The sequence below is a fragment of the Variovorax sp. MHTC-1 genome, assembly GCF_003984645.1.
Taxonomy (GTDB): domain Bacteria; phylum Pseudomonadota; class Gammaproteobacteria; order Burkholderiales; family Burkholderiaceae_C; genus Variovorax.
Map to the genome: position 1 here is coordinate 1 of NZ_RWKI01000032.1, position 22,956 is coordinate 22,956.

General features: G+C 68.4%; 22 protein-coding genes. 11 read left to right on the forward strand and 11 right to left on the reverse strand.

Annotated features, from left to right (window positions below; genetic code table 11):
• Window positions 1-7: 7 nt before the first annotated feature.
• The gene (locus tag EJI01_RS26385; protein ID WP_185879074.1) at window positions 8-901 is read right to left on the reverse strand and encodes a LysR family transcriptional regulator; all 894 of its coding nucleotides are present in this window, start codon (window positions 899-901) and stop codon (window positions 8-10) included.
• Window positions 902-1,011: 110 nt separating this feature from the next.
• Here EJI01_RS26385 and EJI01_RS26390 point away from each other — a divergent pair, with 110 nt between their 5' ends.
• A complete protein-coding gene (locus EJI01_RS26390; protein WP_221885720.1) occupies window positions 1,012-1,398 on the forward strand; it encodes a hypothetical protein in 387 nt (128 codons plus the stop codon).
• A gap of 17 nt (window positions 1,399-1,415) precedes the next feature.
• Here EJI01_RS26390 and EJI01_RS26395 read toward each other — a convergent pair whose 3' ends face one another.
• Window positions 1,416-2,705 carry a phospholipase D-like domain-containing protein gene (locus EJI01_RS26395; RefSeq protein WP_185879075.1) on the reverse strand — a complete coding sequence of 430 codons (1,290 nt, stop codon included), beginning with the start codon at window positions 2,703-2,705 and terminating at the stop codon, window positions 1,416-1,418.
• Window positions 2,706-2,820: 115 nt separating this feature from the next.
• Here EJI01_RS26395 and EJI01_RS26400 point away from each other — a divergent pair, with 115 nt between their 5' ends.
• Both EJI01_RS26400 and EJI01_RS26405 read left to right on the forward strand, forming a co-directional pair.
• Window positions 2,821-3,282 carry an Rrf2 family transcriptional regulator gene (locus EJI01_RS26400; RefSeq protein WP_126840085.1) on the forward strand — a complete coding sequence of 154 codons (462 nt, stop codon included), beginning with the start codon at window positions 2,821-2,823 and terminating at the stop codon, window positions 3,280-3,282.
• Entirely contained in the window at window positions 3,272-4,183 is a 912-nt protein-coding gene (locus EJI01_RS26405) for an NAD(P)/FAD-dependent oxidoreductase (protein WP_126840086.1), read from the forward strand. The genes EJI01_RS26400 and EJI01_RS26405 overlap by 11 nt, the downstream gene beginning before the upstream one ends.
• On the opposite strand, the gene EJI01_RS29500 is transcribed toward EJI01_RS26405, so the two are convergent.
• Window positions 4,174-5,103, reverse strand: a complete 930-nt coding sequence (locus EJI01_RS29500; RefSeq protein WP_260602696.1) for a hypothetical protein — start codon at window positions 5,101-5,103, stop codon at window positions 4,174-4,176. The two genes, EJI01_RS26405 and EJI01_RS29500, sit on opposite strands and share 10 nt — an antisense overlap.
• Window positions 5,104-5,282: 179 nt before the next feature.
• Between EJI01_RS29500 and EJI01_RS26415 the strand changes: the two genes are divergently transcribed.
• Both EJI01_RS26415 and EJI01_RS26420 read left to right on the forward strand, forming a co-directional pair.
• Entirely contained in the window at window positions 5,283-6,413 is a 1,131-nt protein-coding gene (locus tag EJI01_RS26415) for a PepSY-associated TM helix domain-containing protein (RefSeq protein WP_126840087.1), read from the forward strand.
• A gap of 43 nt (window positions 6,414-6,456) precedes the next feature.
• Window positions 6,457-8,607 carry a TonB-dependent receptor family protein gene (locus tag EJI01_RS26420; RefSeq protein ID WP_126840088.1) on the forward strand — a complete coding sequence of 717 codons (2,151 nt, stop codon included), beginning with the start codon at window positions 6,457-6,459 and terminating at the stop codon, window positions 8,605-8,607.
• 51 nt (window positions 8,608-8,658) lie between these two features.
• Here EJI01_RS26420 and EJI01_RS26425 read toward each other — a convergent pair whose 3' ends face one another.
• Window positions 8,659-9,564, reverse strand: a complete 906-nt coding sequence (locus EJI01_RS26425) for a DMT family transporter (protein WP_126840089.1) — start codon at window positions 9,562-9,564, stop codon at window positions 8,659-8,661.
• Between the two features lie 157 nt (window positions 9,565-9,721).
• Between EJI01_RS26425 and EJI01_RS26430 the strand changes: the two genes are divergently transcribed.
• Both EJI01_RS26430 and EJI01_RS26435 read left to right on the forward strand, forming a co-directional pair.
• Window positions 9,722-10,822, forward strand: coding sequence for an AraC family transcriptional regulator (locus EJI01_RS26430; protein ID WP_126840090.1), 1,101 nt, complete (start codon window positions 9,722-9,724; stop codon window positions 10,820-10,822).
• Between the two features lie 117 nt (window positions 10,823-10,939).
• Complete coding sequence (locus EJI01_RS26435; RefSeq protein ID WP_126840091.1) at window positions 10,940-11,968, forward strand: alpha/beta hydrolase family protein; 1,029 nt, start codon at window positions 10,940-10,942, stop codon at window positions 11,966-11,968.
• 19 nt (window positions 11,969-11,987) lie between these two features.
• Here EJI01_RS26435 and EJI01_RS26440 read toward each other — a convergent pair whose 3' ends face one another.
• The gene (locus EJI01_RS26440) at window positions 11,988-12,923 is read right to left on the reverse strand and encodes an intradiol ring-cleavage dioxygenase (RefSeq protein ID WP_126840092.1); all 936 of its coding nucleotides are present in this window, start codon (window positions 12,921-12,923) and stop codon (window positions 11,988-11,990) included.
• A 233-nt stretch (window positions 12,924-13,156) separates the two neighbouring features.
• Here EJI01_RS26440 and EJI01_RS26445 point away from each other — a divergent pair, with 233 nt between their 5' ends.
• Window positions 13,157-13,912 carry a carbonic anhydrase gene (locus tag EJI01_RS26445; protein ID WP_126840093.1) on the forward strand — a complete coding sequence of 252 codons (756 nt, stop codon included), beginning with the start codon at window positions 13,157-13,159 and terminating at the stop codon, window positions 13,910-13,912.
• A 53-nt stretch (window positions 13,913-13,965) separates the two neighbouring features.
• On the opposite strand, the gene EJI01_RS26450 is transcribed toward EJI01_RS26445, so the two are convergent.
• Window positions 13,966-14,766, reverse strand: coding sequence for an alpha/beta fold hydrolase (locus tag EJI01_RS26450; protein WP_126840094.1), 801 nt, complete (start codon window positions 14,764-14,766; stop codon window positions 13,966-13,968).
• A gap of 85 nt (window positions 14,767-14,851) precedes the next feature.
• Window positions 14,852-15,412, reverse strand: a complete 561-nt coding sequence (locus tag EJI01_RS26455) for a GAF domain-containing protein (RefSeq protein WP_126840095.1) — start codon at window positions 15,410-15,412, stop codon at window positions 14,852-14,854.
• Window positions 15,413-15,591: 179 nt separating this feature from the next.
• Here EJI01_RS26455 and EJI01_RS26460 point away from each other — a divergent pair, with 179 nt between their 5' ends.
• The 3 genes from EJI01_RS26460 to EJI01_RS26470 are packed head-to-tail and all read left to right on the forward strand — an operon-like array spanning window position 15,592 to window position 17,918.
• The gene (locus EJI01_RS26460; RefSeq protein WP_126840096.1) at window positions 15,592-16,194 is read left to right on the forward strand and encodes a DUF1326 domain-containing protein; all 603 of its coding nucleotides are present in this window, start codon (window positions 15,592-15,594) and stop codon (window positions 16,192-16,194) included.
• A gap of 31 nt (window positions 16,195-16,225) precedes the next feature.
• Window positions 16,226-17,041: a DUF2182 domain-containing protein gene (locus EJI01_RS26465; protein ID WP_126840097.1), complete on the forward strand. Its 816-nt coding sequence runs from the start codon at window positions 16,226-16,228 to the stop codon at window positions 17,039-17,041.
• Window positions 17,034-17,918: a DMT family transporter gene (locus EJI01_RS26470; protein ID WP_126840098.1), complete on the forward strand. Its 885-nt coding sequence runs from the start codon at window positions 17,034-17,036 to the stop codon at window positions 17,916-17,918. The genes EJI01_RS26465 and EJI01_RS26470 overlap by 8 nt, the downstream gene beginning before the upstream one ends.
• On the opposite strand, the gene EJI01_RS26475 is transcribed toward EJI01_RS26470, so the two are convergent.
• The 4 genes from EJI01_RS26475 to boxC form a co-directional block, all read right to left on the reverse strand.
• Entirely contained in the window at window positions 17,902-18,339 is a 438-nt protein-coding gene (locus EJI01_RS26475) for a MaoC family dehydratase (protein ID WP_126840099.1), read from the reverse strand. The two genes, EJI01_RS26470 and EJI01_RS26475, sit on opposite strands and share 17 nt — an antisense overlap.
• Before the next feature lie 9 nt (window positions 18,340-18,348).
• Window positions 18,349-19,629, reverse strand: coding sequence for a benzoyl-CoA 2,3-epoxidase subunit BoxA (boxA, locus tag EJI01_RS26480; protein WP_126840100.1), 1,281 nt, complete (start codon window positions 19,627-19,629; stop codon window positions 18,349-18,351).
• Window positions 19,630-19,752: 123 nt separating this feature from the next.
• Window positions 19,753-21,180: a benzoyl-CoA 2,3-epoxidase subunit BoxB gene (boxB, locus tag EJI01_RS26485; protein ID WP_126840101.1), complete on the reverse strand. Its 1,428-nt coding sequence runs from the start codon at window positions 21,178-21,180 to the stop codon at window positions 19,753-19,755.
• 29 nt (window positions 21,181-21,209) lie between these two features.
• Window positions 21,210-22,880 (reverse strand): 2,3-epoxybenzoyl-CoA dihydrolase, encoded by a 1,671-nt coding sequence (gene boxC, locus EJI01_RS26490; protein ID WP_126840102.1) that lies wholly within the window; start codon window positions 22,878-22,880, stop codon window positions 21,210-21,212.
• Window positions 22,881-22,956 lie beyond the last annotated feature (76 nt).

Here is a 22,956-nt window from a genome sequence, read left to right on the forward strand (position 1 = left end):
TCCGCTCTCAACCGGTGATGATCGGTCGCAGCGCCTCGATCTCCCCGACCATGAAGTCGAAGAAGGCCGACACGCGCGGCGTGCGGCGCAGCTCCGGCAGCGCGAGCAGCCGCCAGATGCGCGTGAGCTCCGGGATCGGACCCAGCACTTTCACCAGCTCGGCGTCCGCATCGCCCAGCGCCGTCGGCAGCGGCGCGATGCCGACGCCGGCCTTCACCGAGTGCAGCAGGCCGAGCACGCTGTCGTTGCGCGAAACGATGCGCGCTCCGGGCGCGACCTGTTGCAGCCAGATCGCCGCGCGATGCCGGGCCATGCTGTCGTCGAAGCCGGCCAGCGCATGAGCGGCCAGGTCTTCGACACTTGCCGGCTGGCCATGCTGCGCGATGTACTGGCGGCTGGCGTAGACGGCCCATAGCGAATCCCCCAGCTTGCGGCCGACCAGCGCGTTGTCGTCGGTATCGCCCGAGCGCAGGGCGACATCGGCGTCGCCCTTGCGCAGGTCGAGGTACTTGTCGCTCATCACGAACTCCACCCTGAAGGCCGGATGGCGCGCATGGAAGCGGTCCAGCAGGCCGGCGCGCGTCAGGCGGTCGACCAGCGGCTCGGGACAGGTCAGCCTGATCACGCCCGCCGCATTGCGCCTGGAGTCGGCCATCTGCTGCTCGAAGGCCAGCACCGCCCGTTCGACGTGCTGCGCATGCGGCAGCATTTCCTCGCCGAACGGCGTCAACCGGTAGCCGGTGGGAAGGCGCTGCACCAGCGGCCGCCCGATCTGCCGTTCGAGGGCCGCAAGCCGGCGCTGGACGGTGGATTGATCGACCTTCAACGCGTGGCCGGCCGCCACCGTGCTGCCATGGCGCGCAACGGCGACGAAGTACTTGAGGTCGTTCCAGTCGAGCATGGATGGGTTATGCACTTGTGCGCCCCCCTTCTGCAAGCCTGCGGCTTGTGGCGGCTGTGCCGCGCACCTACGCTGGAGCATTCCCGACGCTCATCCACAACGAGGTTGTCATGCTGCTGCTGCGCATCGTCATCGTTCACCTGTTCGCCTGCCTGGCCCCTCACGCGTGGGCGCAGGACGCGGTCCATACCGACAGCGACAAGTACCGCGTCATTCTGGAGAACGACTGCGTGCGGGTGCTCGACTACAAGGATCTTCCAGGCGAGAAGACGCATCCGCACCGGCACCCGGACTTCGTGCTCTACGCGCTGGGCGCTTTCAAGCGCACGCTGACGCTGCCCGACGGCAAGGTGCTCCGGCGCCAGTTCGAGGCCGGTGACGTGATGTGGTCCGATGCGCAGACGCACACCGGCGAGAACGTCGGCGAGACCCCTACCCACGTGCTCATGGTGGAGCTGAAGAGGCCTTCAGCCGCCAGCGCGTGCGGCAAGCAGTAGCACCCCGGCCGCTGGGCTCACAGCAGCTCGTTGAACGCGTAGAGCGCGTTGTCCTTGCAGCGGTGCCACAGCCCGCGGCGCGCCCACGCGTCGGCCTGCAGCTCGATGCAGTCGCGCGTGTCGCGCTCGAAGATCTCGTCCAACTGCGCGGCCAGCGCCTCGTCGCGCAGGCCGAGCGTGATCTCGTCGTTGGTCTCGAAGGAGCGGTCGTCGAAGTTGCTCGAACCGATGGCGCACCAGGCGCCGTCGATGGTCATCACCTTCTGGTGCAGCAGGCACTTCTGGTATTCGAAGATGCGCACGCCGCCGGCCAGCAGCAGATGAAAGTTGCGGTGCGCCGCGTGCTGCACCATGGGCATGTCGGAAGCCTCGGTGGAGGGCACCATCACGCGCACGTCGACCCCGCGCTGCGCCGCCTCGCACAGCGCGTCGATCGCCTCGCCGTCGGGCAGGAAATAAGGGTTCTGGATGCGGATGCGCTTGCGCGCGACGCACACCACCAGGTGGTGCAGGATCTTCACCGCCGGCGGCGAGCCTTCGGGCTTGATGCTTGCGACGTGCACCGCCACCTCGCCCACGCGCTCGAGCGGCGGGAACACCGCATCGCCGACGAACATCTCGCCGGTGTCTTCCACCCAGTTCTCGCTGAAGGCGCCCTGCACCGCATGCACCACCGGCCCGCGCAGGCGCACGCCGAGGTCGCTCACGTGCTTGCGGTCCTGTCCGTCGCCGAGCCAGCTGTCGACGATGCAGTGGCCGCCGACCAGCGCCACCTTGCCGTCGACCACCACCAGCTTGCGATGGTCGCGCTCGTTGAAGACGCCGATGTGGCGCACATGGCTCGGGTGGTGCATCTCGAGCCGGCAGCCGGCCTCGCGCAAGCGGCGCGCCGCATCCTCGCCCATCTTCTTGCCGCCGTCGGCATCGACCAGCACGCGCACCGGCACGCCGGCGCGGCGGCGCTCGACGAGCGCATCGACCAGGCGCGTGCCGAGCACGCCGTCTTTCCAGAGGAAGGTCTCGAAGTGCACCGAGCAGGTGGCGGCGCGGATCTCCTCGAACATGGCGTCGAAGAAGGCGCCGTTCGCTAGCAGCTCGACCGCATTTCCCTCGTAGACCGTGCCCTGCGTGAGACCCGAAAGCGAGGGAAGCAGCTCGGCGATCGGCGCGTCGCAATCGATGACGAGCCGCGGATCGCGATGCCGGCGGATCGACCAGATGACGAGCCCCAGCACGACGACCACGAGCGCCAGCACGAAGGCGAGCGCCGAAGGCCACGACAGCGCTGCCAGGAAACCATCGCTCATGTAGCTCTTTCGCGGAGTGGCGGTGCGCGGGATCGTAAGCGCTCCGGCGCGGGAACGGGTGCTCTCGATATCCCCAGGCCGCCACAGGTGATCCATATGCAACTTATCATGTTGCATGAAACGAGATAGCAAGCTGTCAGGCGTGCTGCACGCCCTTCTGCACATGGCAGAGATGCAGGAGCCGGCCACGTCCGAATCTCTGGCCGCGGCGATGCAGACCAACCCGGTCGTGGTCCGCCGGCTGATGGCGGGGCTGCGCTATGCGGGCTTCGTGAGTTCGGCCAAGGGGCATGGCGGCGGCTGGGTGCTTTCCTGTCCGCTTTCGGAAATCACGCTCGGCGACATCTACGAAGCGCTGGGTGCGCCGCCGCTGCTGGCGGTGGGGCACCGCACCGAGAGTCCGGGCTGCGTGGTCGAGCAGGCGGTCAACTCGGCGCTCGACCACGCCTACCGCGATGCGGAGGCGCTGCTGATGGCCAGGCTGCACGAGGTGACGCTGGCCGCGCTGTCGAAGGATTTTCATCGCCGCATGGTGGCCGGCGGTCATTCATTGGGGGACATTGCTCATGCGTCATGACGCTCTGGTGGTCGGCGGAAGTTTTGCAGGCCTCTCCGCGGCGATGCAGCTCGCGCGTGCGCGCCGCTCCGTCTGCGTGGTCGATGCGGGTGCGCCGCGCAACCGCTTCGCGGCGGCCTCGCACGGCTTCTTCGGGCAGGACGGCGAGCCGCCGCTGGCGATGATCGCGCAGGCGCGCGAGCGGCTCCTGGCCTATCCGTCGGTGCGCTTCGTCTCGGGCCATGCGGTCGGCGCCGCGCCCGATGGCGCCGGCGGCTTCGTCGTTTCGCTGGAGGCCGGCGAGCCGATCTCGGCGTCCAGGCTGGTGCTCGCCTTCGGCGTGCACGACATGCTGCCGGAGATCGCCGGCCTGCGCGAACGCTGGGGCGCCAGCGTTCTGCATTGCCCCTATTGCCACGGCTACGAGTTCGGCGGACGCCGGTTGGGGGTGCTCTATCGGAACCCGCTCTCGCTGCATCAGGCCCAGCTGATCGCCGAATGGGGGCCGACGACCCTGTTCCTCGACGGCGAGGACGTGCCGGACGATGCCGAGAGCGCCGCGCTGCACGCGCGAGGCATTGCCATCGAGCCGGATCGCGTCCTTGCGCTGGAGGGCGGCGACACGCCGCGTTCACTCGCCGGCGTTCGCGTCGCGGATGGCCGGCTGGTGCCGCTGGACGCGCTCTACATCGTGCCGCGCACCCGCATGAGCAGCCCGCTCGCCGAGCAGCTCGGATGCGCCTTCGACGACGGCCCCTTCGGCCCGGTGATCCGCACCGACGCCATGAAGCAGACCACCGTCGCCGGCGTTCACGCCGCGGGCGATGCGGCGCAGTTCATGCAGAACGCCACGCTGGCCTCGGCCGACGGCGTGATGGCCGGCGTGTCGCTGCACCGGTCGCTGGTCTTCGATCAGCGGTAGCCGGCCTCGTTGGCGTTGTGGATGATCCAGATCAGGTGGCCGCTGGAGAAGTCGCCCATGCCGCCGCCGGCGAAGATCAGGCGGCCCTGGCCCTTGTAGGTCATCTCGAAGCGATGACGGTCGGCGCCGAAGTAGAAGGGAATCCAGGCCTTGCCCGTGATGTAGGCGCCCTGGTCGGTGGGCGGCCCCGCGAGGTCGGTCACTTGCCGCACCGGCATGCCGATCTGCAGCTTGCTGAACTTGCTGTTGGGCGCGGGGTTGCCGGTGATCTCGCCTTCGTAGTCGTTGATGCCCTTCACGGTGCGGCCGCTGCCGGCCTCGACCTTGGATGAGTCGACCACGTTGCCTTGCGCGTCCATGCCGGCCTTGGCAGGGCCGCCGCTCGCACGCGCAGGCGCTGCCGGCTTTGGCGCGGGCGCGGGTGCAGGGGCAGCGGCCGGCGCCGCCGCAGACTTGACGGGCTCGGGCGCTGCGCAGCGTTCGAGATCGACGATCCTCTGCTTGCTCTTGGTCACGAAGCGATAGCCGGCGACCTTGGTGCTGACCTCGCCGCCGGCGAAGCCGGGGGCGGCGGTCCTGCAGCGGAAGTAGGTCGCATCGGTGTCGTCGACCTCGTAGTGCCCGGCTGGCACGCCGCGGCCCTTGGCCTTGGCAAGGTTCAGCGCCACCGTCTTGCCGACCAGCTCCTGACGCACGCGCTTCTCGTTGCCGTTGCCCAGCACACCGGTGAGCTCGTCGTAGCTCATGCCCTCGGGCACGGGCGGGGCCGGCGGCGCAGCCGGTGCCGGCGCGGCTTGGGGTGCGGGCGCCGGGGCGGCAGCCTGCGTCGCGGTGCCGGACTGTTTCGTCGCGCAGCCCGCAGCGAGCACGGCGATCGCGGCCGTCATGGCCAGGGTGGAAAAAGAGATCCTCAAGTTCACTGTCGATACTCCGTTGTTGGTATGTGGCGTTCGCATTCGAACGCGAGCGGCATTCTGGCCGACGATGGGAAATGCGGTAGCATCTTTTTCCCGCCCCTCCTCCCAATCTCCCAGCCAACGCACCGCCAGCGGTGCGCAGCCAAGAACCATCGTGACGGGACTCGCGTCCCCGTTGTTTCATGCTGCGCGCTCCGCTGAGACGTCTATGGCTCAGGATTCACCGCTGGATCGGCCTCTCGCTCGGTCCGCTGCTCGCCCTCACCGCCCTGGTCGGCGGCGTGCTCGTCGTGGCGCTGCCGCTCGACCGCTACGCCCATCCCGCCTTCTTCGTTGCACGCACGGCCGGTGATGCCACGGCAGCGGCATCGCCGCTGGAGCCGTTGCGCCAGCGCCTGCTGGCCGAGTTCGGCCCCGACACCAATTTCACGCTGCGTCCGCCGCGCCGGCCCGGCGAGACGCTCTGGGTGTACGTGCGCGGCAAGTGGGAAGGCACGCTCTACCTCGACCCCGCGACCGGCGCAGAACAAGGACGGCGCGGCACGCACGAGGGCGCCTACAACCTGCTCTTCGAGCTGCACAGCAGCCTGCTGCTGGAAGACACCGGCAAGGCCATCCTGGCCTTCGCGGCCCTGGCTTACCTGTTTCTTCTGGTCACCGGCTTGGTGCTCTGGTGGCCCACGCGCTGGCCGCCGACGCTGCGCATCGCGCTCGACCGCGGTCTGCTGCGCGGGCTGTTCGACCTGCACCGCACCGGCGGCGCGCTGCTCGGGCTGCTGATCGCGGTCTCCGTCTTTACCGGGGCCTACATGGCCTGGCGGCCGCTGGGCAATTTCATCTCCACCGCGATCGGGCAGCAGCCGGTCAAGCCGCCCGTGGTTCCCAAGGGCGCGCCGGCCGGAACGCGGCTTCCGCTCGACCAACTCGTGGCCCGCGCGCAAGAGGAGTTTCCGGGCCAGCCGATCAGCTACGTTCAGGTGCCCGCGAAGACCGACCGGCCGCTGCGCGTGCGCTTCCGGCTGGCCGACGATCCGCATCCGAACGGCATCGCCTCGGTCTGGCTGCATCCGCAAACGGGCGAGGTGCTGGCGGTGCGCCGGTGGCAGGAGCTCGACGCCGGCAACGGCGCGGTGGTGCTGATCTATCCGCTGCACACAGGCGTACTCGGCGGGCCGGTGCACGAAGCCGTCACCGCCCTGCTCGGCCTCGCGCTCGGCGGCCTTGGCCTGAGCGGCGTCTGGCTCTGGTGGCGCCGGCGCGCCGTGGCAGGCGCCGCCCGCAGCAACGCGCTTTCGAGCCGCACGACGTCCTGAGCCGGGCCGCCTTGCGCTCGCACATTTTTTATAAGGAGAAATCTTGTCCCCCACAAAGACCCGCGTGGCCGTCGCCGTCGCGCTGCTTCAGTTCAGCCTGCAAGCCCTCGCCGCCGACGCGGCGCCCGCCGCACAGCTGGAAACGGTCACCGTCACCGGCGACTGGCTCGGCAGCCCCAGCGAGACCAAGGTGCTCGAGCATCCCGGCGCGCGCACCATCATCGAACGCAGGCAGATCGAGGAAAGCGGCTCCACCAGCGTGCGCGACGTGCTGCGCCAGATCCCCGGCGTGCAGGTGCAGGAGAGCAACGGCACCGGCGGCAGCGACATCTCGCTCAATGTCGGGGTGCGCGGGCTGACGTCCCGGCTGTCGCCGCGTTCCACCATCCTGCTGGACGGCGTGCCGCTGGCCTATGCACCCTATGGCCAGCCGCAGCTGTCGCTGGCGCCGCTGTCGCTCGGCAGCCTCGAGGCGGTCGACGTGGTGCGGGGCGCGGGCTCGGTGCGCTACGGCCCGCAGAACGTGGGCGGCATCATCAATTTCGTGACGCGTTCGATTCCCCGGCAGTTCACCGCCGACGCGAGCATCGGCATCGAGAGCGCGAGCCACGGCGGCGGCGTCAAGACGACACCGAGCCTGTTCGTCGGCGGCACCAACGAAAAGGGGCTCGGCCTGGCGCTGCTGTATTCCGGAACGCACGGCGACGGGTATCGCAGCAGCAACGACAGCACCAGGATCGACGATGTGATGCTGAAGGGCTCCTACCGTTTCTCCAAGTACGACGACATCGCGCTGTCGCTGCATCACTTCGAAGGCAGCGGGCGCATGCCGGGCGGCTTGACCACGGCGCAGTACGCCGCGAACCCTTTCCAGTCCGACCGCCCCTTCGACGAATTCAGCGGGCGCCGGACCGACGGCTCGATCAAGTACACGCACAACGACGGCGTCAACAAGTTCGAGCTGCTCAGCTACTACACCGACTCCTTCCGCGGCAGCCACATCGAACAGGAGGGCACCGGCGCCAACGCCGGCCGTCGCCGCCTCGCCGCGGCCCCGCGCAACTACAACACCTTCGCAGTCGAGCCCCGCTACTCGCGGCTCTTCGATTCCGGCAGCGTGGTGCAGGAAGTCAGTGTCGGCTACCGCTACCTGAAGGAATCGAGCTCGGAAGTGGCGACGCGCAGCGCGTACTACCGGCCGCGCGCGGGCTTCGACGCGTACACGCTGGCGTCGCCGGCCTACCAGACCAGCGCGGGCGGCACGACCGCGCATGCGTTCTACATCGACGACCGGATCGACTTCGGCAACTGGACCGTCACGCCCGGCGTGCGCTACGAAGCCATCCGCACGCACAACGACGTCGTGAGCCTCACCGGCGGCAGGATCACCGGCACCCAGTTTCCGCAGATCGACTCCAACGAGGTGCTGCCCACCTTGTCCGTGATGTACCGCGTGAGCGACCGCTGGTCGCTGTTCGCGAACGCGGGCGTCTCCTTCGGCCCGCAGCAGTACGCGCAGCTCGCGCAAGCCACGGAAGGCCTGCATCCCGAGACGGCCAACACCTACGAGATCGGCACGCACTACAAGGGCGAGGCCTGGAGCTCGGAGCTGACGCTGTTCAACATCGACTTCGACAAGGAATTGCAGCTGGCCCGCTCGATCGTCGGCGAAGGCACGTGGACCGACCTGGGCGCGACGCGGCATCGCGGCCTGGAAGCGGCGATGCGCTACGAGCTCGGCGAGCTGGACGCCGCGCTCAAGGGCTTCTCGGTCTATGCGACCTACACCTATACGCAGGCCATCTCCAAGGCCGGCGTGTTCGCCGGGCGCGACCTGCCCTTCTACTCGCGCCACGTGGCATCGCTCGGCGCGCGCTACCAGCGCGGCCCCTGGACCTTGAATGCGGACCTGTTCGCGCAGTCGAAGCAGCGCTCGCCCGGATCGCCCGAGGCGGGCGCGCAGTACGTCACGCAGGAAGATGCGAGCGGCCGCCTCGGCGACATTCCCGGCTATGGCACCGTCAACCTGCGCGCCGGCTACGACTTCGGTCCGCAGCTGAGCAACCTGAAGCTGGCCGTCGGCGTGAAGAACCTGTTCGACCGCCGCTACTACACGCGCTCGGTCGACAACAACGGCGGCAAGTACGTCGGGCAGCCGCGCACGCTGTACGTGCAGGCTTCAGTCGCGTTCTGAGCCAGGGCCTGTTGACGCTATTTGCGGGGTCGCGAAGAGCGTTGGCAGGCCCTAGTCGAGCGCCCGGGATCTTTCGGCGGAGGCCTTCGCCCGCCCGAAGGACCAGCCGAGGTTGATGCCGGCGGCCGCCAGCAGGATGGCAGCCACGCCGAGTAGCTGCACCGGATGCAGCCGATGGTCGAAGGCCACGAAGTCGACGACGATCGCGACGATGGGGTAGACGAAGGACAGTGCGCCCGTCACGTGCGTCGGCAGCTTCTGTATCGCGCCGTAGAGCAGCACGAACACGAGACCGGTGTACACCGCGCCCATGATGAGGAAGTTGCCCCATGCCTGGCTGTCGCTCGGGAGCTTCGCCCAGTGGGCGAAGGGAGCCAGCAGGAGGACGCCGACGCAGACCTGGATGAGCGCGATCATGTGCGGCGGCGTGCCGGTGAGCTTCTTGGTGATGATGGCGGCCAGCGCATAGAAGAAGGCCGCGCCGAGCGCCAGCAGGATGCCGATGAGATAGCCGGGGCCGGCGTAGTCCGCATCGGGCTTCGCCTGCACGATGAGCAGCACGCCGATGAAGGCGAGGCCGAGCCACATGAACTTGTTCGCGCTCAACCGCTCGGAGAACAGCAGCGCGCCCAGCACCACCAGCATGAAGGGCTGGGTGTTGTAGACGGCCGTGGCGATGGAGATGGACGCGCGCGAGAACGAGGCGAAGATCAGCACCCAGTTGAGCACGATGGCCGCACCGCCGAGCGCCGCCCAGCCGACCAGGCGAAGCGAGAGGCTGCCTCGCAGCATGCCCATGGCCGCGCAGACGATCAGGAGCGTCGCGGCGCCGAAGACGCAGCGCCAGAACAGCAAGTCGATGATCGGCAGACCCGATTGCACGACGAACCATCCGATGGTCCCGGAAATCACCATGGCGGCGGTCATCTCGACCGTGCCGCGCGTCCTGTTGTTCATCGCCAGCCCGTTCAACGTCAACCGCCTAGGATGCCACGTGACGCGTGCGCTGTCCGATCAAAGTCCTGCAAGGCCCTTCCGACCGGGCGAAAACGAATACTTCCATTTTCAAGATGCCGCCGATTCCACGATGAGTCCCGTTGCCCATTCGTACAGCATGTCCGATTCCCTCTCCTCGACCCTCTTCGACGCCGCCCTGCGCGGCATGCTGATCGCGTTGCTCATGCTGCTGGCCGTCGTGCTCGGCCGCGATCGGCCGAGCCTGGCTGCCGCGCGCGCGGGCGTGGCCTTGACGCTGGGCCTGTGCGTACAGGTCGTTGCTTCCACGCCGACCTTCGAGGCGCTGGTGCCGCGCCTGTGGCAGGCGCCGCTGGTGGCGGTATCGGTGGGCAACGCGGTGCTGTTCTGGGTGTTCGTGCAGGCGCTCTTCGATGACGACTTCGCGCTGCGGCCCGTGCATGGCGCGGCCTGGGTGGCGGTGGCCGTGCTCGCCGGCTTCAACTGCGCGGTGATGGCAGCCAGCGCCTTCGTCGTGACGCCGATCACCATCGGCTTGCAGCGGGGCGTGCCGCTGCTGTTCGCAGTGCTGGCCGCGATCGCAGCGGCTTCGCATTGGCGCTCGGACCTGGTGGAGGGGCGGCGCCGGCTGCGTGGGTTCATCGTCGTGACAGGCATCGCCTATACCGTGGTGATGCTGCTCGCTCGTCTGGGCTCGCCGCAAGGGCGGTTGTCGGGCATGACGGCCACGATCGATGTGCTGCTCCTGCTGCTGATTGTGGCGGTGGTCGCATGGCGGATGCTGCGTTTGACCGGCTCCGATCTGTTTCCGTCGGCGCGCGTCGCCGCTCTTGCGCAGCCGCGTGCGGAGCCGGCGAGTCCGCCCCCACCGCCGCCGCCCGACCCCGCCGACGAGCGCCTCGCCGAGGCCCTGCAAGGCCTGATGACCGGCGCGCGCGTCTACCGCACCGAAGACCTGACCGTCGCCAGCCTGGCCGCGCGGCTCGCCGTGCCCGAGTACCGACTGCGCCGGCTGATCAACCAGCGGCTGGGGCATCGCAACTTCAACGCCTTCGTCAATGGTTTCCGGCTCGAGGAGGCGCGCGCCGCGCTGGCCGACCCGGCCCGGCGCGAATTGCCGGTGTTGACGATCGCACTCGAAGCAGGTTTCCAGTCCATCGGCCCCTTCAATCGCGCGTTCAAGGCCGCCACCGGCCTCACGCCCACCGAGTTCCGGCGGGAAAAGCTGGCCGATTCCTGAAATCGGCCAGCCTGAAGCCGCAGCTTGCAGACTTCGGCAAGACGCGGCGAGTGCAGCGCGGCATCGTCCGGGTCGCCGAGGGCAGGGGCCTTCGATGTTGAAGAGGAGTTCGATTCGATGCGTTCATTCTGTTTGCCGGCCCTGGCGCTGGCGCTGCTGTCCGGCCTGGCGCAGGCCGCCGTGGGCCTGGGCGAGATTCCCGCCACGGCCGGCGACGGCCCGGTCACCCTGTACTACCCGACCAGCGACGAGGCCCGGCCGGTCCAGCGCGGGCGCTTCACGCTGACGCTGGCGCCGCAGGGCACCCCCGTGCGCGGCAATGGCCGGCTGGTGCTGATCTCGCACGGCTCGGGCGGCTCGCCCTGGGTGCATGCGGACCTGGCGCGCAGCCTGGTGGAGGCCGGCTTCGTCGTCGCCATGCCCGAGCACCGGGCCGACAACTACAGGAACGACAGCGACCCCGGCCCCGACAGCTGGACGATGCGGCCGGCCGAGGTGTCGCGCGCCATCGACGCGGTCGGGCGCGACGCGCGCTTCGCGCCGCTGCTGAAGCTGGACAAGGTCGGCGTCTACGGCATGTCGGCCGGCGGCCACACGGCCTTGAGCATGGCGGGCGGACGCTGGTCACCCGCGGGCTTCAAGCAGCATTGCGAAGCGCATCTGGTGGAGGACTTCCAGACCTGCGTCGGCCTGATCACGCGGCTGACCGGCGGCCACTTGGACGGGCTGAAAAAATGGGCGGCCCTGGCCGTGATCCGCCATCGCTTCGACGACGCCGCGCCGCGCGCGCACAGCGATTCGCGCGTGGCCGCCGTGGTGGCCGGCGTGCCCGCTTCCGCCGACTTCGACATGGCCTCGCTGGCCGCGCCGCGGGTGCCGCTCGGGCTGATCACCGCGCAGCAGGACCGCTGGCTGGTGCCGCGCTTTCACAGCGACCGGGTGCTCGAGGCCTGCCTGCCGCGCTGCGAACACATCGCCGACCTGCCCACCGGCGGCCACGGCGCGCTGCTGTCGCCGCCGCCGCCGGGCCTCACCGGGCTCGTCGGCGACATGCTCAACGACCCGCCGGACTTCGATCGCCGCGCGACGACCGCGGAGGTGGACCGCAAGACCACCGCCTTCTTCATGCGGCACCTGTTGCCCTGATCGGCGCTGTCGACCCCTTCTAGCCCGCGACGCCCACCGTGATGGTGCCGGTGTAGCCGGCCGTCGCGGTGCCGCTCAGTGAAGGCGTCTGCGCAGCGATCTGCGCCGCGGTGTTGTCGCCGAACACGTTGTCGCTCGCGATCGTGACCTGCGCAAGGTTGGCGGAGCTGCCGCTGTAGAGGCTGCTGTTGGTGCCGTACACCGAAGTGGCGAGGTCGCGCGGCAGGCACATCTGCGAAGTCAGCACCGCGTTGCTTCCGGCCGTGGCCGTGGCCAGGCTCTGGAAGACCTCGAAATGGATGTGCGGGTAGCGGCCCGCATAGCAGCCCGGGAAGATGGTCTGGAAGGTCGCCTGCCCGTTGCTGTCGGTCACCTGCACGCCGCGCAGATAGTTCTCGGCCGGCAGGTCGTAGATCGAGTACTTGCCGGTCGCGTTGCAGTGCCACAGATAGATGGCATAGCCGGCCAGCGCGGCGCAGGAGGCGTTGGAGTTCACCAGGCTGATGGTGAGCGTCATGGGCAGGCCGGGCGCCATGGTGCTGGAACTGCCGAAGCTCGAGCGGATGTCGCTGCGCACGATGCCGCTGGCCGTCAACACGTTCGAGACGCTGCCGTTCGCGGAGTTGGTGCCGTCGCTCGGATAGGGCCCTGCGGTCTCCGCGGGATCGGCGATGCAGGCGGATGAAGAGGTGGAGGTGGAGGTGGAGGTGGAGGTGGTCGTTGTCGTGGTCGTCGCGGCGGTGCTGGTGGTGCCGCTGGCCGACAGCGCGCTGAAGCTGCCCGAGCCGTCGCTGCCGCCGCCCCCGCAAGCGCCGAGCATGGCCGCGCCGCCGAAGCCGGACAGCCACGCGAGCACGCGGCGCCGCTCCTGGGTTTGCCGGCGGATCATCTCCAGGTCGTGGGCGAGTCCGTGGTCATGGTCGTGAACCGGCGCGCCGGCTTGTCTGGATGTCATTCGCACTCCCTCTTTGGATCATCGAGCGCTCGAGTCTCGGCGAGCGCGCGCGGATCGGCAACGATGGCGCAGCCTGCATTCAGGTCTTCAATTTTTCTCCCCGATTCGATGGCCGGTCCTTCGCACTTCGCACACAACGCGAAGTCATCGACCACCGCTCGACACGGCATTGCAATTCAGATTGCGTTCAGGGGCCGTCCCGACAATCGCCGGCTTCCACCACACGAGGATCTATGAAATCGAAACTGTTGCTTGCTGCGGCATGCGCGCTGAGCGTCGTACCCCTGGCCTTTGCCGAAGGCCACCATTGGAGCTACCAGGGCCATAGCAGCGCGGCGCATTGGGCTGAGCTGGACGAAAGTTTCAAGACCTGCAAGCTCGGCAAGCACCAATCGCCGATCGATGTCGATACCCGGGCGGTGGAGAGATCGGCCGACGCCAAGCCCATCGGCTTTGCCTACGCGGCCGGGCCGGGCGAAGTGGTCAACAACGGCCACACGATCCAGGTGAATCTGCCCGCGGCTGGCTCGGTCACCCTCGACGGGGTCGAGTACAAGCTGCTGCAGTTCCACTTCCACACGCCGAGCGAAGAGAAGATCGACGGCAAGTCGTATCCCTTGGTCGCGCATCTCGTTCACAAGAACGCAGAGGGACAGCTCGCCGTTGTCGCGGTGCTGTTCAAGGCCGGCAAGGAGAACGCGGCGCTGAAGCCGGTGTTCGATCACCTGCCGGCCAAAGAAGGCGAGACCCGCAAGCTGGACGTCGCCGTCGACGCGGCCGATCTGCTTCCGGCCAACCGCGCCTACTACGCCTTCACGGGATCGCTGACGACCCCACCCTGCAGCGAAGAGGTGCGTTGGCAGGTGCTGAAGACGCCGGTCGAACTGTCCCGCTCGCAGCTTGCCGCGTTCAGGAAGCTCTACAGGATGAATGCACGGCCGGTGCAGCCGTTGAATGGCCGCAAGGTGCTGGCGGTCAACTCGAACTGAGCGTCGGACTGCACGGCGCGGCCCGCCTGCAGTTCCCTATCCTGAACGAACCGTCAGTGGCAGGCGAGAAAGCCGGCCACGGCGTCGTTCACCAGCTCCGGATGCGTGACCGGCCCCATGTGCCCGAGTCCTGCGAACTCCATGACGGTGACGTTGGCGAGCGCGCCCGTCAGCAGCCTCGCCACCCCGCGCGACGAGGCGGGTGACTGCCCGCCCACCATGTACAGCACCGGCAGATCGAGCGCGCGAAACGCACGCAATGGCGTCGGCTCGCAGAAGAGCGCCCTGGCCCAAGCGGCGACGTTGACCATCGATGAGGCAATGGGCAGCTGGCGCGCCTCGGGCATGCCGGCCCAGCTTCCCGGTCCCATCCAGTAGTCGATGAAGCGCTGGCCGGCGGCAGCGTGGTCGCCGGCATCGATGGCCGCGGCGGCATCGGCCGCGGCGAAGCGGATGCCGTTCGCCGCCTCCTGTCCGGGCGCCTCCTCTTCGAGCAGCGCGAACAAGGTCGGCTCGTACAACGCGATGGCGCGAATCCGCTCGGGGCGGGCGAGCGCGGCCATCAGGGCGACGGCGGCGCCGTAGGAGTGCCCGACCAGGAAGAAGGGATCGCCGGCCGCGGCGAGGACGGGCTCCAGGAGTGCGACCTCGTCCCCCAGCGTGACGACACGGTCCGCCGGCCAGGCGGGGCTCCTGCCGGCGCCGAAGGAGTCGGGCGCGAAGACGCGGTGGCTGGCGGACAGGTGCTCCATCAGCGCACGCCATTGCGAAGAAGCGCCCGCGTTGGCGTGGATGCAGACCACGCCGGGGCCGGCGCCGGTCTCGCGGAAATAGGGCATTGGCGGCTGTTGCATGGACATCGACTGTCGTACCGATGCACGCGCGGCGTCCTGTCCGCGCGTCGGACATGCCTGCCCGATCGTCCGCGGGTCGCCGCGCTCAGCGCGTGTGCGGCAGCCTGACTTCGCGCCCCTCGGCCTGCGCCAGGAGGTGGGCAATCGCATCGGCCGCCATCTCCAGGCGCTTCACGTCGCGCTCCTCGAGATGAGCGCCCGGTTCGAAGCTGAAGCCGCACAGCATGCCGTACAGGCTGCCGTCCGTGAACCGCACCGGCACGCCGATGTGTGCACCCATGCCGTCGTAGTAGCCGGGCAGGCTGTTCGCGATCCGCACGCGCGTGACGTCGGGCACCAGGCAAGCCATCCGGCCGTCGATGATCCGCTGGCAGATCGTCTCGTCCAGCGGATGGAACTGCCCCGTTTGAATGATGTCCTGCCCCGGCTTCGAAGCGATGTGGCGGAACACGCGGTTTCCGTTGACGAACTCGCCGACGAACAGCACCTCGAGCCTGAGCTGCTCGCGCACCACGCGCAGCAGGCTGCCGATGGCACGCTCGATGAGGCCGGCGTCCGCACTCGCGACGGCGTCTGCCGTGATGGTGGCGATGCGCGTTTCCCAGCCCCCGGGCTCCTCCGGTTCAGCGCCGTAGATCGTTCTCATATATAGCTAGTTTCATGAATCGATCCTAAGCGGAGCCCGGCGATTTCGCGCGTGAAGAATGGCCTCGAAAGGCACAGAAACTCCGATGGACTTGGCCTGGTGCGCGGCGTAGCATCGTTTGCCCTTGCCGCCCACGCGCGGCGACAAGTCCATGTCCCGTCACGTCAACGGAGGTGCGTATGAGCTATCACCTGGAAGGTCGCCTGCTCGAAGTTTGCAACTGCAATGTGCTGTGTCCCTGCTGGATCGGCGAGGACCCCGACAACGGCACCTGCGACACCATCGTCGCGTGGCGCATCGACAAGGGCACGGTGGACGGCGTCGACGTCGGCGGCAACACCATCGCGGCCGTGGCCCATGTGCCCGGCAACATCCTGGAAGGCAACTGGACTGCCGCGATCTTCGTCGACGAGAACGCCTCCAAGGAGCAGGAAGAGGCACTGCTCAAGGTCTACACCGGCCAGGCCGGCGGACCGGTGGCCGATCTCGCCAAGCTGATCGGCACGGTGGTGTCGGTGGAGCGGGCGCCGATCCGCTTCACCGTGAACGAAGGACGGGGCGAGCTCGAGATCGGCAAGGACTACTACGCCGAACTCGAGCCCTACCTCGGCGCGACCGGCGGCCAGACCACGCTCTCCGACACCGTGTTCTCGACCGTGCCGGGCGCGCCGGTGTTCGTCGGCAAGGCGCCGACCTATCGCTCGAAGAACGCGGCCATCGGCATCGATCTCGACATCAAGAACCACAACGCCCTGCAGAGCGTCTTCGTCTTCGACGCATGAGCCGCCGGGCGCGCAGCGCGGAGGCTACCTGATGAGCGCGATCCCGGGTGCTGCGCCGGCCGGCGCCACCCGTCACCGCCGCGTGTTCGTGCCGGTGCTGGCCGCGCTGGTCGCGCTCGCATGGTTGGCGTTGTGGGCCTGGGCGAGTAGTCCCTACGGACGCTATCTCGAGCACGGCGACTGGACCGCATCGGGACCGGCTGCCTTTCTGTGCCGCGTCATTCCAGCGGGCGATGTGCTGGTGCCTGCGGCGCTCTATGCCGTCGCGTGGATCCTCATGACGGCGGCCATGATGCTGCCGACCACGCTGCCGCTCGTCAACGCCTTCGACCGCCTGACGGCCGAGCGCCCTGACCACGGGCGCCTGCTCGCGTTGCTCGCCCTGGGCTACATGGCGGTGTGGGGGGCGTTCGGCGTGGCGGCGCATGCGCTGCACGGCGCCCTGCTGGCGCTGCTGGCCAGCGCGCCCACGCTGGCCTGGCATGGCTGGGTGATCGGCGCGGCGACCATCGCGCTGGCCGGGGCCTTCCAGTTCAGCAAGCTCAAGCACCGGTGCCTGGAGAAATGCCGCACGCCACTCAGCTTCGTCATCGAGCACTGGCGCGGGCAGGCGCAGGCGCGCCACGCGTTCGCGCTCGGCGTGCATCACGGCTTGTTCTGCGTCGGCTGCTGCTGGGCGCTGATGCTGCTGATGTTCGCCCTCGGCACCGGCAGCCTGGGCTGGATGCTGCTGCTGGCCGCTGTGATGGCGGTCGAAAAGAACTTCCGCTGGGGCCATCGCCTCAGCACGCCGCTCGGCATCGCGCTGCTGGCATGGGCCGGGGCCCTGGTGGTGGTCCATGCCTGAAGAAGCGCGCGAGGGCCCGCCCGGCCTGCGGACCCTCGCGCTCACCGTGGCCGCGATGCTGGCCTTCGCGGCCAACTCGCTGCTGTGCCGGCTGGCGCTGCAGCAAGAGGCCATCGACGCGGCCAGCTTCGGCAGCGTCCGGCTGGTGTCGGGGGCGATCACGCTCGCGCTCATCGTGAAACTCCGGTCGCGCCCGCCGCCGGCCGAGCGCACCGACTGGCTCGCAGCCGCCATGCTGTTCGCCTACGTCGCCTTCTTCTCCTTCGCCTACCTCAGCCTGTCGGCGGGAACGGGCGCGCTGATCCTGTTCGGCGCGGTGCAGCTGACGATGCTGGGCGTCGGGCTGCGTTCCGGCGAGATGTTCGGGCCGGTCGCCTGGTCCGGCTTCGTGCTGGCTGTCGCGGGGCTGGTCTACCTGATGTCGCCGGGCGTCACGGCGCCACCGCCGCTCGGGGCCGCACTGATGGCCGTCGCGGGCGTCGCATGGGGCGTGTATTCGCTGCGCGGCCGCGGCGTGGCCGACCCGCTGGCCGCCACTGCGCGCAACTTCGTGCGGGCGGCGCCGCTCGCCCTGGTGCTGAGCCTGGCCCTGGCCTCCCAAGCGCATGCGAGCGCGGCCGGGATCGCACTGGCCGTGGCCTCGGGCGCCGTCACCTCGGGCATCGGCTATGTCATCTGGTATGCGGCGCTGCCGGGGCTCTCGGCCATGCGGGCGGCGACGGTGCAGCTGTCGGTGCCGCTGATCGCCGCATTCGGCGGCGTGTTGCTGCTGTCGGAAGCGATCACACCGCGGCTGGCCTTTGCCTCGGTCGCCATCCTCGGCGGCATCGCGCTGGTGCTGATGGCCAAGGCCAGGACTGCTAAGCCTCGAGCTTGAACAGGCTGGTCGCTTCCAGGTCCAGCACCTCCTGCTCGCGCTGGTTGATCAGGCGCCAGCGCCAGCGCAGGATGCCCAGCGTGGGGCGCTTCTCCGAGCGGCGCACCTCGATCACATCGGCCACGAGCCGCAGCGAATCGCCGGGGCGCACCGGGTTCGGCCACTTCACGTAGGCGAGGCCCGGCGAGGCGAAGGACTCGGAGCCGGCCAGCGCGGCCTCGGTGACCAGCCGCATCGCGATGCCGCCGGTGTGCCAGCCGCTCGCGATCAATCCGCCGAAGGGGCCTTCGGCCGCCGCCTCCGGGTCGGTGTGGAACCACTGCGGGTCGTAGGCCTTCGCGAACTGCAGCAGCTCGGCCTCGGTGACGAGGTAGGGCCCGGCCTCGATGACCTGGCCCGCGCGGAACTCGGCGAACTTCATGTTCCGAGCTCAATAAGTTTCGAGATGCAGGCGGCCTTCGCGCTTCAATGCCGATCCCACGGTGTCCCAGTCGAGACCAGCTTCGACCGCCACGTCGCGCAGCGCCAGCACCACGCCCTCTTCCATGCTCTTCAGGCCGCAGACGTAGAAGTGGCTTTGGCTGTCCTTGAGCAGCGCGGCCAGGTCGGCGGCGCGTTCGCGCATCGCGTCCTGCACGTAGCGCTTGGGCTGGCCCGGCGTGCGCGAGAAGGCGAAGTTGATGTCGATGAAGTCCTTGGGCAGCGTCTGCAGCGGGCCGAAGTACGGCAGCTCCTGCTGCGTGCGCGCGCCGAAGAAGAGCATCAGCTTGCCGCCTTCGAACTTGCCGCTCTTGCGCAGGCGCCGGCGCCATTCGGTCATGGCGCGCATCGGCGCACTGCCGGTGCCGGTGCAGATCATCACGATATGCGACTTGGGATGGTTCGGCATCAGGAAGGAGTTGCCGAATGGCCCGATCACCTGCACCTTGTCGCCCACCTTGAGGTCGCACACGTAGTTGCTGGCGACGCCGCGCACCGGGTTGCCCTGGTGGTCCTGCAGCACGCGCTTCACCGTCAGCGACACGTTGTTGTAGCCGGGCCGCTCGCCGTTGCGTGGGCTCGCAATGGAGTATTGGCGCGCGAAATGCGGCTTGCCGTTGGCATCGGTGCCCGGCGGAATGATGGCGATCGACTGGCCCTCCAGCACCGGGAAGGGCATGGCGCCGAAGTCGAGCACGATGTGGTGCGTCTGATTCTCGTAGCCGGCCTCGGTGCAGTTGAAGTTGCCGACCACGGTGGCGGTGGTCGGGCTCTTCGGCGGGAACAGGTTGGTGTAGGCGTGCGCGGCCGACCAGGGCGGCACAGTGGCACCGTACTGCGCGGAGTTGAAAGCGACTTCACCGGGCGCGGCAGGCGGTTGCGGCGAAGCGGCCGGCACCTGCACCTGCGCTTCCTGCGGCGAGGCCACGCCCTCCGCTTCGAGCTGCTCGGGCGTGAGCTCGGCCGGCAGCTCGTCCCAGGTCAGTTGCTCTTCGATCGAATAGGCGCGTGCCAAGGGCATGGTGCGCCAGTTGTCGATCGAGCCCGTCGGGCACGGCGAGATGCAGGCCATGCAGCCGTTGCACACGTCGGCGCGCACCACGTAGTTGCGGTCGTCGTGCGTGATGGCGTTGACCGGGCAGGTGGCTTCGCAGGTGTTGCAGCGAATGCAGATCTCGGGGTCGATCAGGTGCTGCCTGATGACGTTGATGTCGACGGTGGCCGTTTCCATGTTTTCTCTCCTAGAGCCCTCCCCCTCCGGGGGAGGGTTGGGTGGGGGCACACGGCGTGTCTCGTGGGTACCGCCAATGCCCCCATCCCTGCCTTCCCCCGGAGGGGGAAGGAGTCATACCACCTAACCAAACCTCACATACTCGAAATCCACCGGCTGCCGATTGATGCCCATCACCGGCGGCGCGATCCAGCCGGCGAACTTGCCCGGGTCGACCACGCGGCCCATCAACGATGCCACGAAAGCGAAGTCCTCGGCAGTAGGCAGCCACTCGTCCTTCTTGGCGGCCCATTCCTGCTCGTTCACCACGCGGCCTTCGGGCGACATCTTGATGCCGGCCAGGGCGCCGATCTGGCGGTTGAAGGCCTTGTGCGGCACCACCAGGCGCGTGGGAATGCCGGCCTTCTCGAGCACCTTGTTCCAGCGGCCGATGCCGGCCACCGAGTCCTTGATGAAGTCGTCGCGCAGCACTTCGTTCAGCGCGTTGAGCATCGGCACGTCTTTCTCGAGCAGCTGGCCGTCGCGCACTTCGAGCACCTTGTAGGTCTGGCCCTTGAGCACGTGGTCGTCGCCTCGCTTGCCTTCCTCGTAGCGGCCCTTCAGGCCCGAGCTGTAGAAGGTGGCGGCATTGCTCGACTGGTCGGCGCCGAACAGGTCGATGGTCACGCTGTAGTGGAAGTTGAGGTAGCGCTGGATGGTGCCGAGGTCGATGGCGCCGGCCGCGCGCACCTTCTGCGGATCGTCGGTCTTCAGCTCGTTCATCACCTGCGCGGTGCGCTGCAGCACGCGCGAGACGCCGCTCTCGCCCACGAACATGTGGTGCGCTTCCTCGGTCAGCATGAACTTGGTGGTGCGCGCCAGCGGATCGAAGGCGCTCTCGGCCAGGGCCGACAGCTGGAACTTGCCGTCGCGGTCGGTGAAGTAGGTGAACATGAAGAAGGCCAGCCAGTCGGGCGTCTTCTCGTTGAAGGCGCCGAGGATGCGCGGGTTGTTCTCGTCGCCCGAGGTGCGCTGCAGCAGCGCCTCGGCTTCTTCACGGCCGTCGCGGCCGAAGTGCTTGTGCAGCAGGTAGACCATGGCCCACAGGTGGCGGCCCTCTTCCACGTTGATCTGGAACAGGTTGCGCAGGTCGTACATGCTGGGCGCGGTGAGGCCGAGGTGGCGCTGCTGCTCGACCGAGGCCGGCTCGGTATCGCCCTGCGTGACGATGATGCGGCGCAGGTTGGCGCGGTGTTCGCCGGGCACGTCCTGCCAGGCCTTTTCGCCCTTGTGGTCGCCGAAGTGGATCTCGCGGTTGGCATCGCCCGGGTTCAGGAAGATGCCCCAGCGGTAGTCGCGCATCTTCACGTGGCCGAACTGGGCCCAGCCCTGCGGGTCGACGCTCACGGCGGTGCGCAGGTAGACCTCGTAGTTGGTCGAGCCGTCGGGGCCGACATCGTCCCACCAGTTGATGAAGTTCGGCTGCCAGCCTTCGAGCGCGCGCTGCAGCGTGCGGTCCTCGCCGAGGTTGACGTTGTTGGGAATCTTCTCGCTGTAGTTGATCGTGCTCATCGCTGTTCCTTGGGTTGTGGCTGGGTTGTTCAGACGCGGTTCAAGTCGAAGCCGGCCTTCTCGCCGGTGCCGTAGACCTTCAAGGCACCCTTCTCTCCGACCGCGTTCGGGCGGTTGAAGATCCAGTTCTGCCAGGCGGTGAGCCGGCCGAAGATTCGGGTGTTCATGTTTTCCTTGCTCGCGAAGCGCAGGTTGGCCTCGAGGCCGGTGAGCGCGTCGGGAGACATGGCGGCGCGCTCCTCGATGGCGATGCGGATCTCGTCTTCCCAGTCGATGTCGTCGGGCGCGGCGGTGACCAGGCCGAGCTTGAGCGCCTCGTCGGCGTCGAGCGACTTGCCGATCGCGGCGCGCGCGGCTTCCATCGGCGCGGCCTCTTCGTAAAAGCGGCGCGCGAGGCGGCTCTGGTCGTTGACCATCGGGAAGAAGCCGAAGTTGAACTCGTCGAGCGTGATCTTCGGTGCGCGCTCGGCGTCGTCCGGCAGCGCGAGCATATAGGCGCGGTCGGCCGCGAACGCGATCTCGGCCAGCGTGCCGGCGAAGCAGGAGCCGCTCTCGATCAGCGCGAACAGGCTGCGCGACGAGACGTCGAGCCGCGCCAGCGTGCGGCGCAGCGCGCCGATGGTTTCGCGCACCAGCCAGTGGTCCTGGTTGGCGAGCATGGTCTTGTCGCTCGCGAGCACGGCTTCTGCATCGCCCTCGGTCTTGAGCAGCCAGGTGCCGATGTCGAGCTCGTTGGTGCGCATGTTGAGGATGGCGTCGTCGAGCTGGCGCGCCATCGCGAGCGGCCACCAGGCGGCGCCGGCGGCTTCGATCGCGGCGATGTCGGCGGGCTGCGCGCCCTGCGGCGCCTTGACGGTGAAGGTGGCGGTGCGGCGCGCGCGGTCGATCTCGACCGTGACGTGTTCATAGCGCAGGCTGTCGGCGCCGTCTTCGCGCTCGAGGCGCGTCAGGCTCACGCCTTTGCCGTCGGCCGGACGGTCGCTGCCCTCGGCCAGCTTGGCGGCGCGCTCCTGCACCGCTGCGCCGAACTGGGCCGGCTTGGCGATCGCATCGACCAGGCGCCAGTCGACCGCGCGCTGGCCGCGCACACCTTCGACGCTGGTGCAGAAGATGTCGGCCAGATCGTGACGCACACGGCGCTTGTCGGTGACCCGGGTCAGGCCGCCGGTGCCGGGCAGCACGCCGAGCAGCGGCACCTCGGGCAGCGAGACGGAAGAGGAGCGGTCGTCCACCAGCAGGATCTCGTCGCAGGCCAGTGCCAGCTCGTAGCCGCCGCCGGCACAGGCGCCGTTGACCGCGGCGATGAACTTGAGGCCCGAGTGCTTCGACGAATCCTCGATGCCGTTGCGCGTCTCGTTGGTGAACTTGCAGAAGTTCACCTTCCAGGCGTGGCTGGAGACGCCGAGCATGAAGATGTTGGCGCCCGAGCAGAAGATGCGGTCCTTCGCGCTGGTGACGATCACCGAGCGGACTTGCGGATGCTCGAAGCGCACGCGGTTGAGCGCGTCGTTGAGCTCGATGTCCACGCCCAGGTCGTAGCTGTTGAGCTTGAGCTTGTAGCCGGGACGGATGCCGCCGTCTTCGGCGATGTCGAGCGACAGCCGGGCCACCGGGCCCTCCACGCTGAGCTTCCAGTGGCGGTATTGCGTGGGGTCGGTGCGGTAGTCGACGCGGGCGGGATGGGCGGCGGTGTCGGTCATGACGAAGTCTCCTGGGAGCCGTGGGGTCTAGGAACAATAATGCATTTGTCTTGCGACTGAGCATGCATCATGCTGC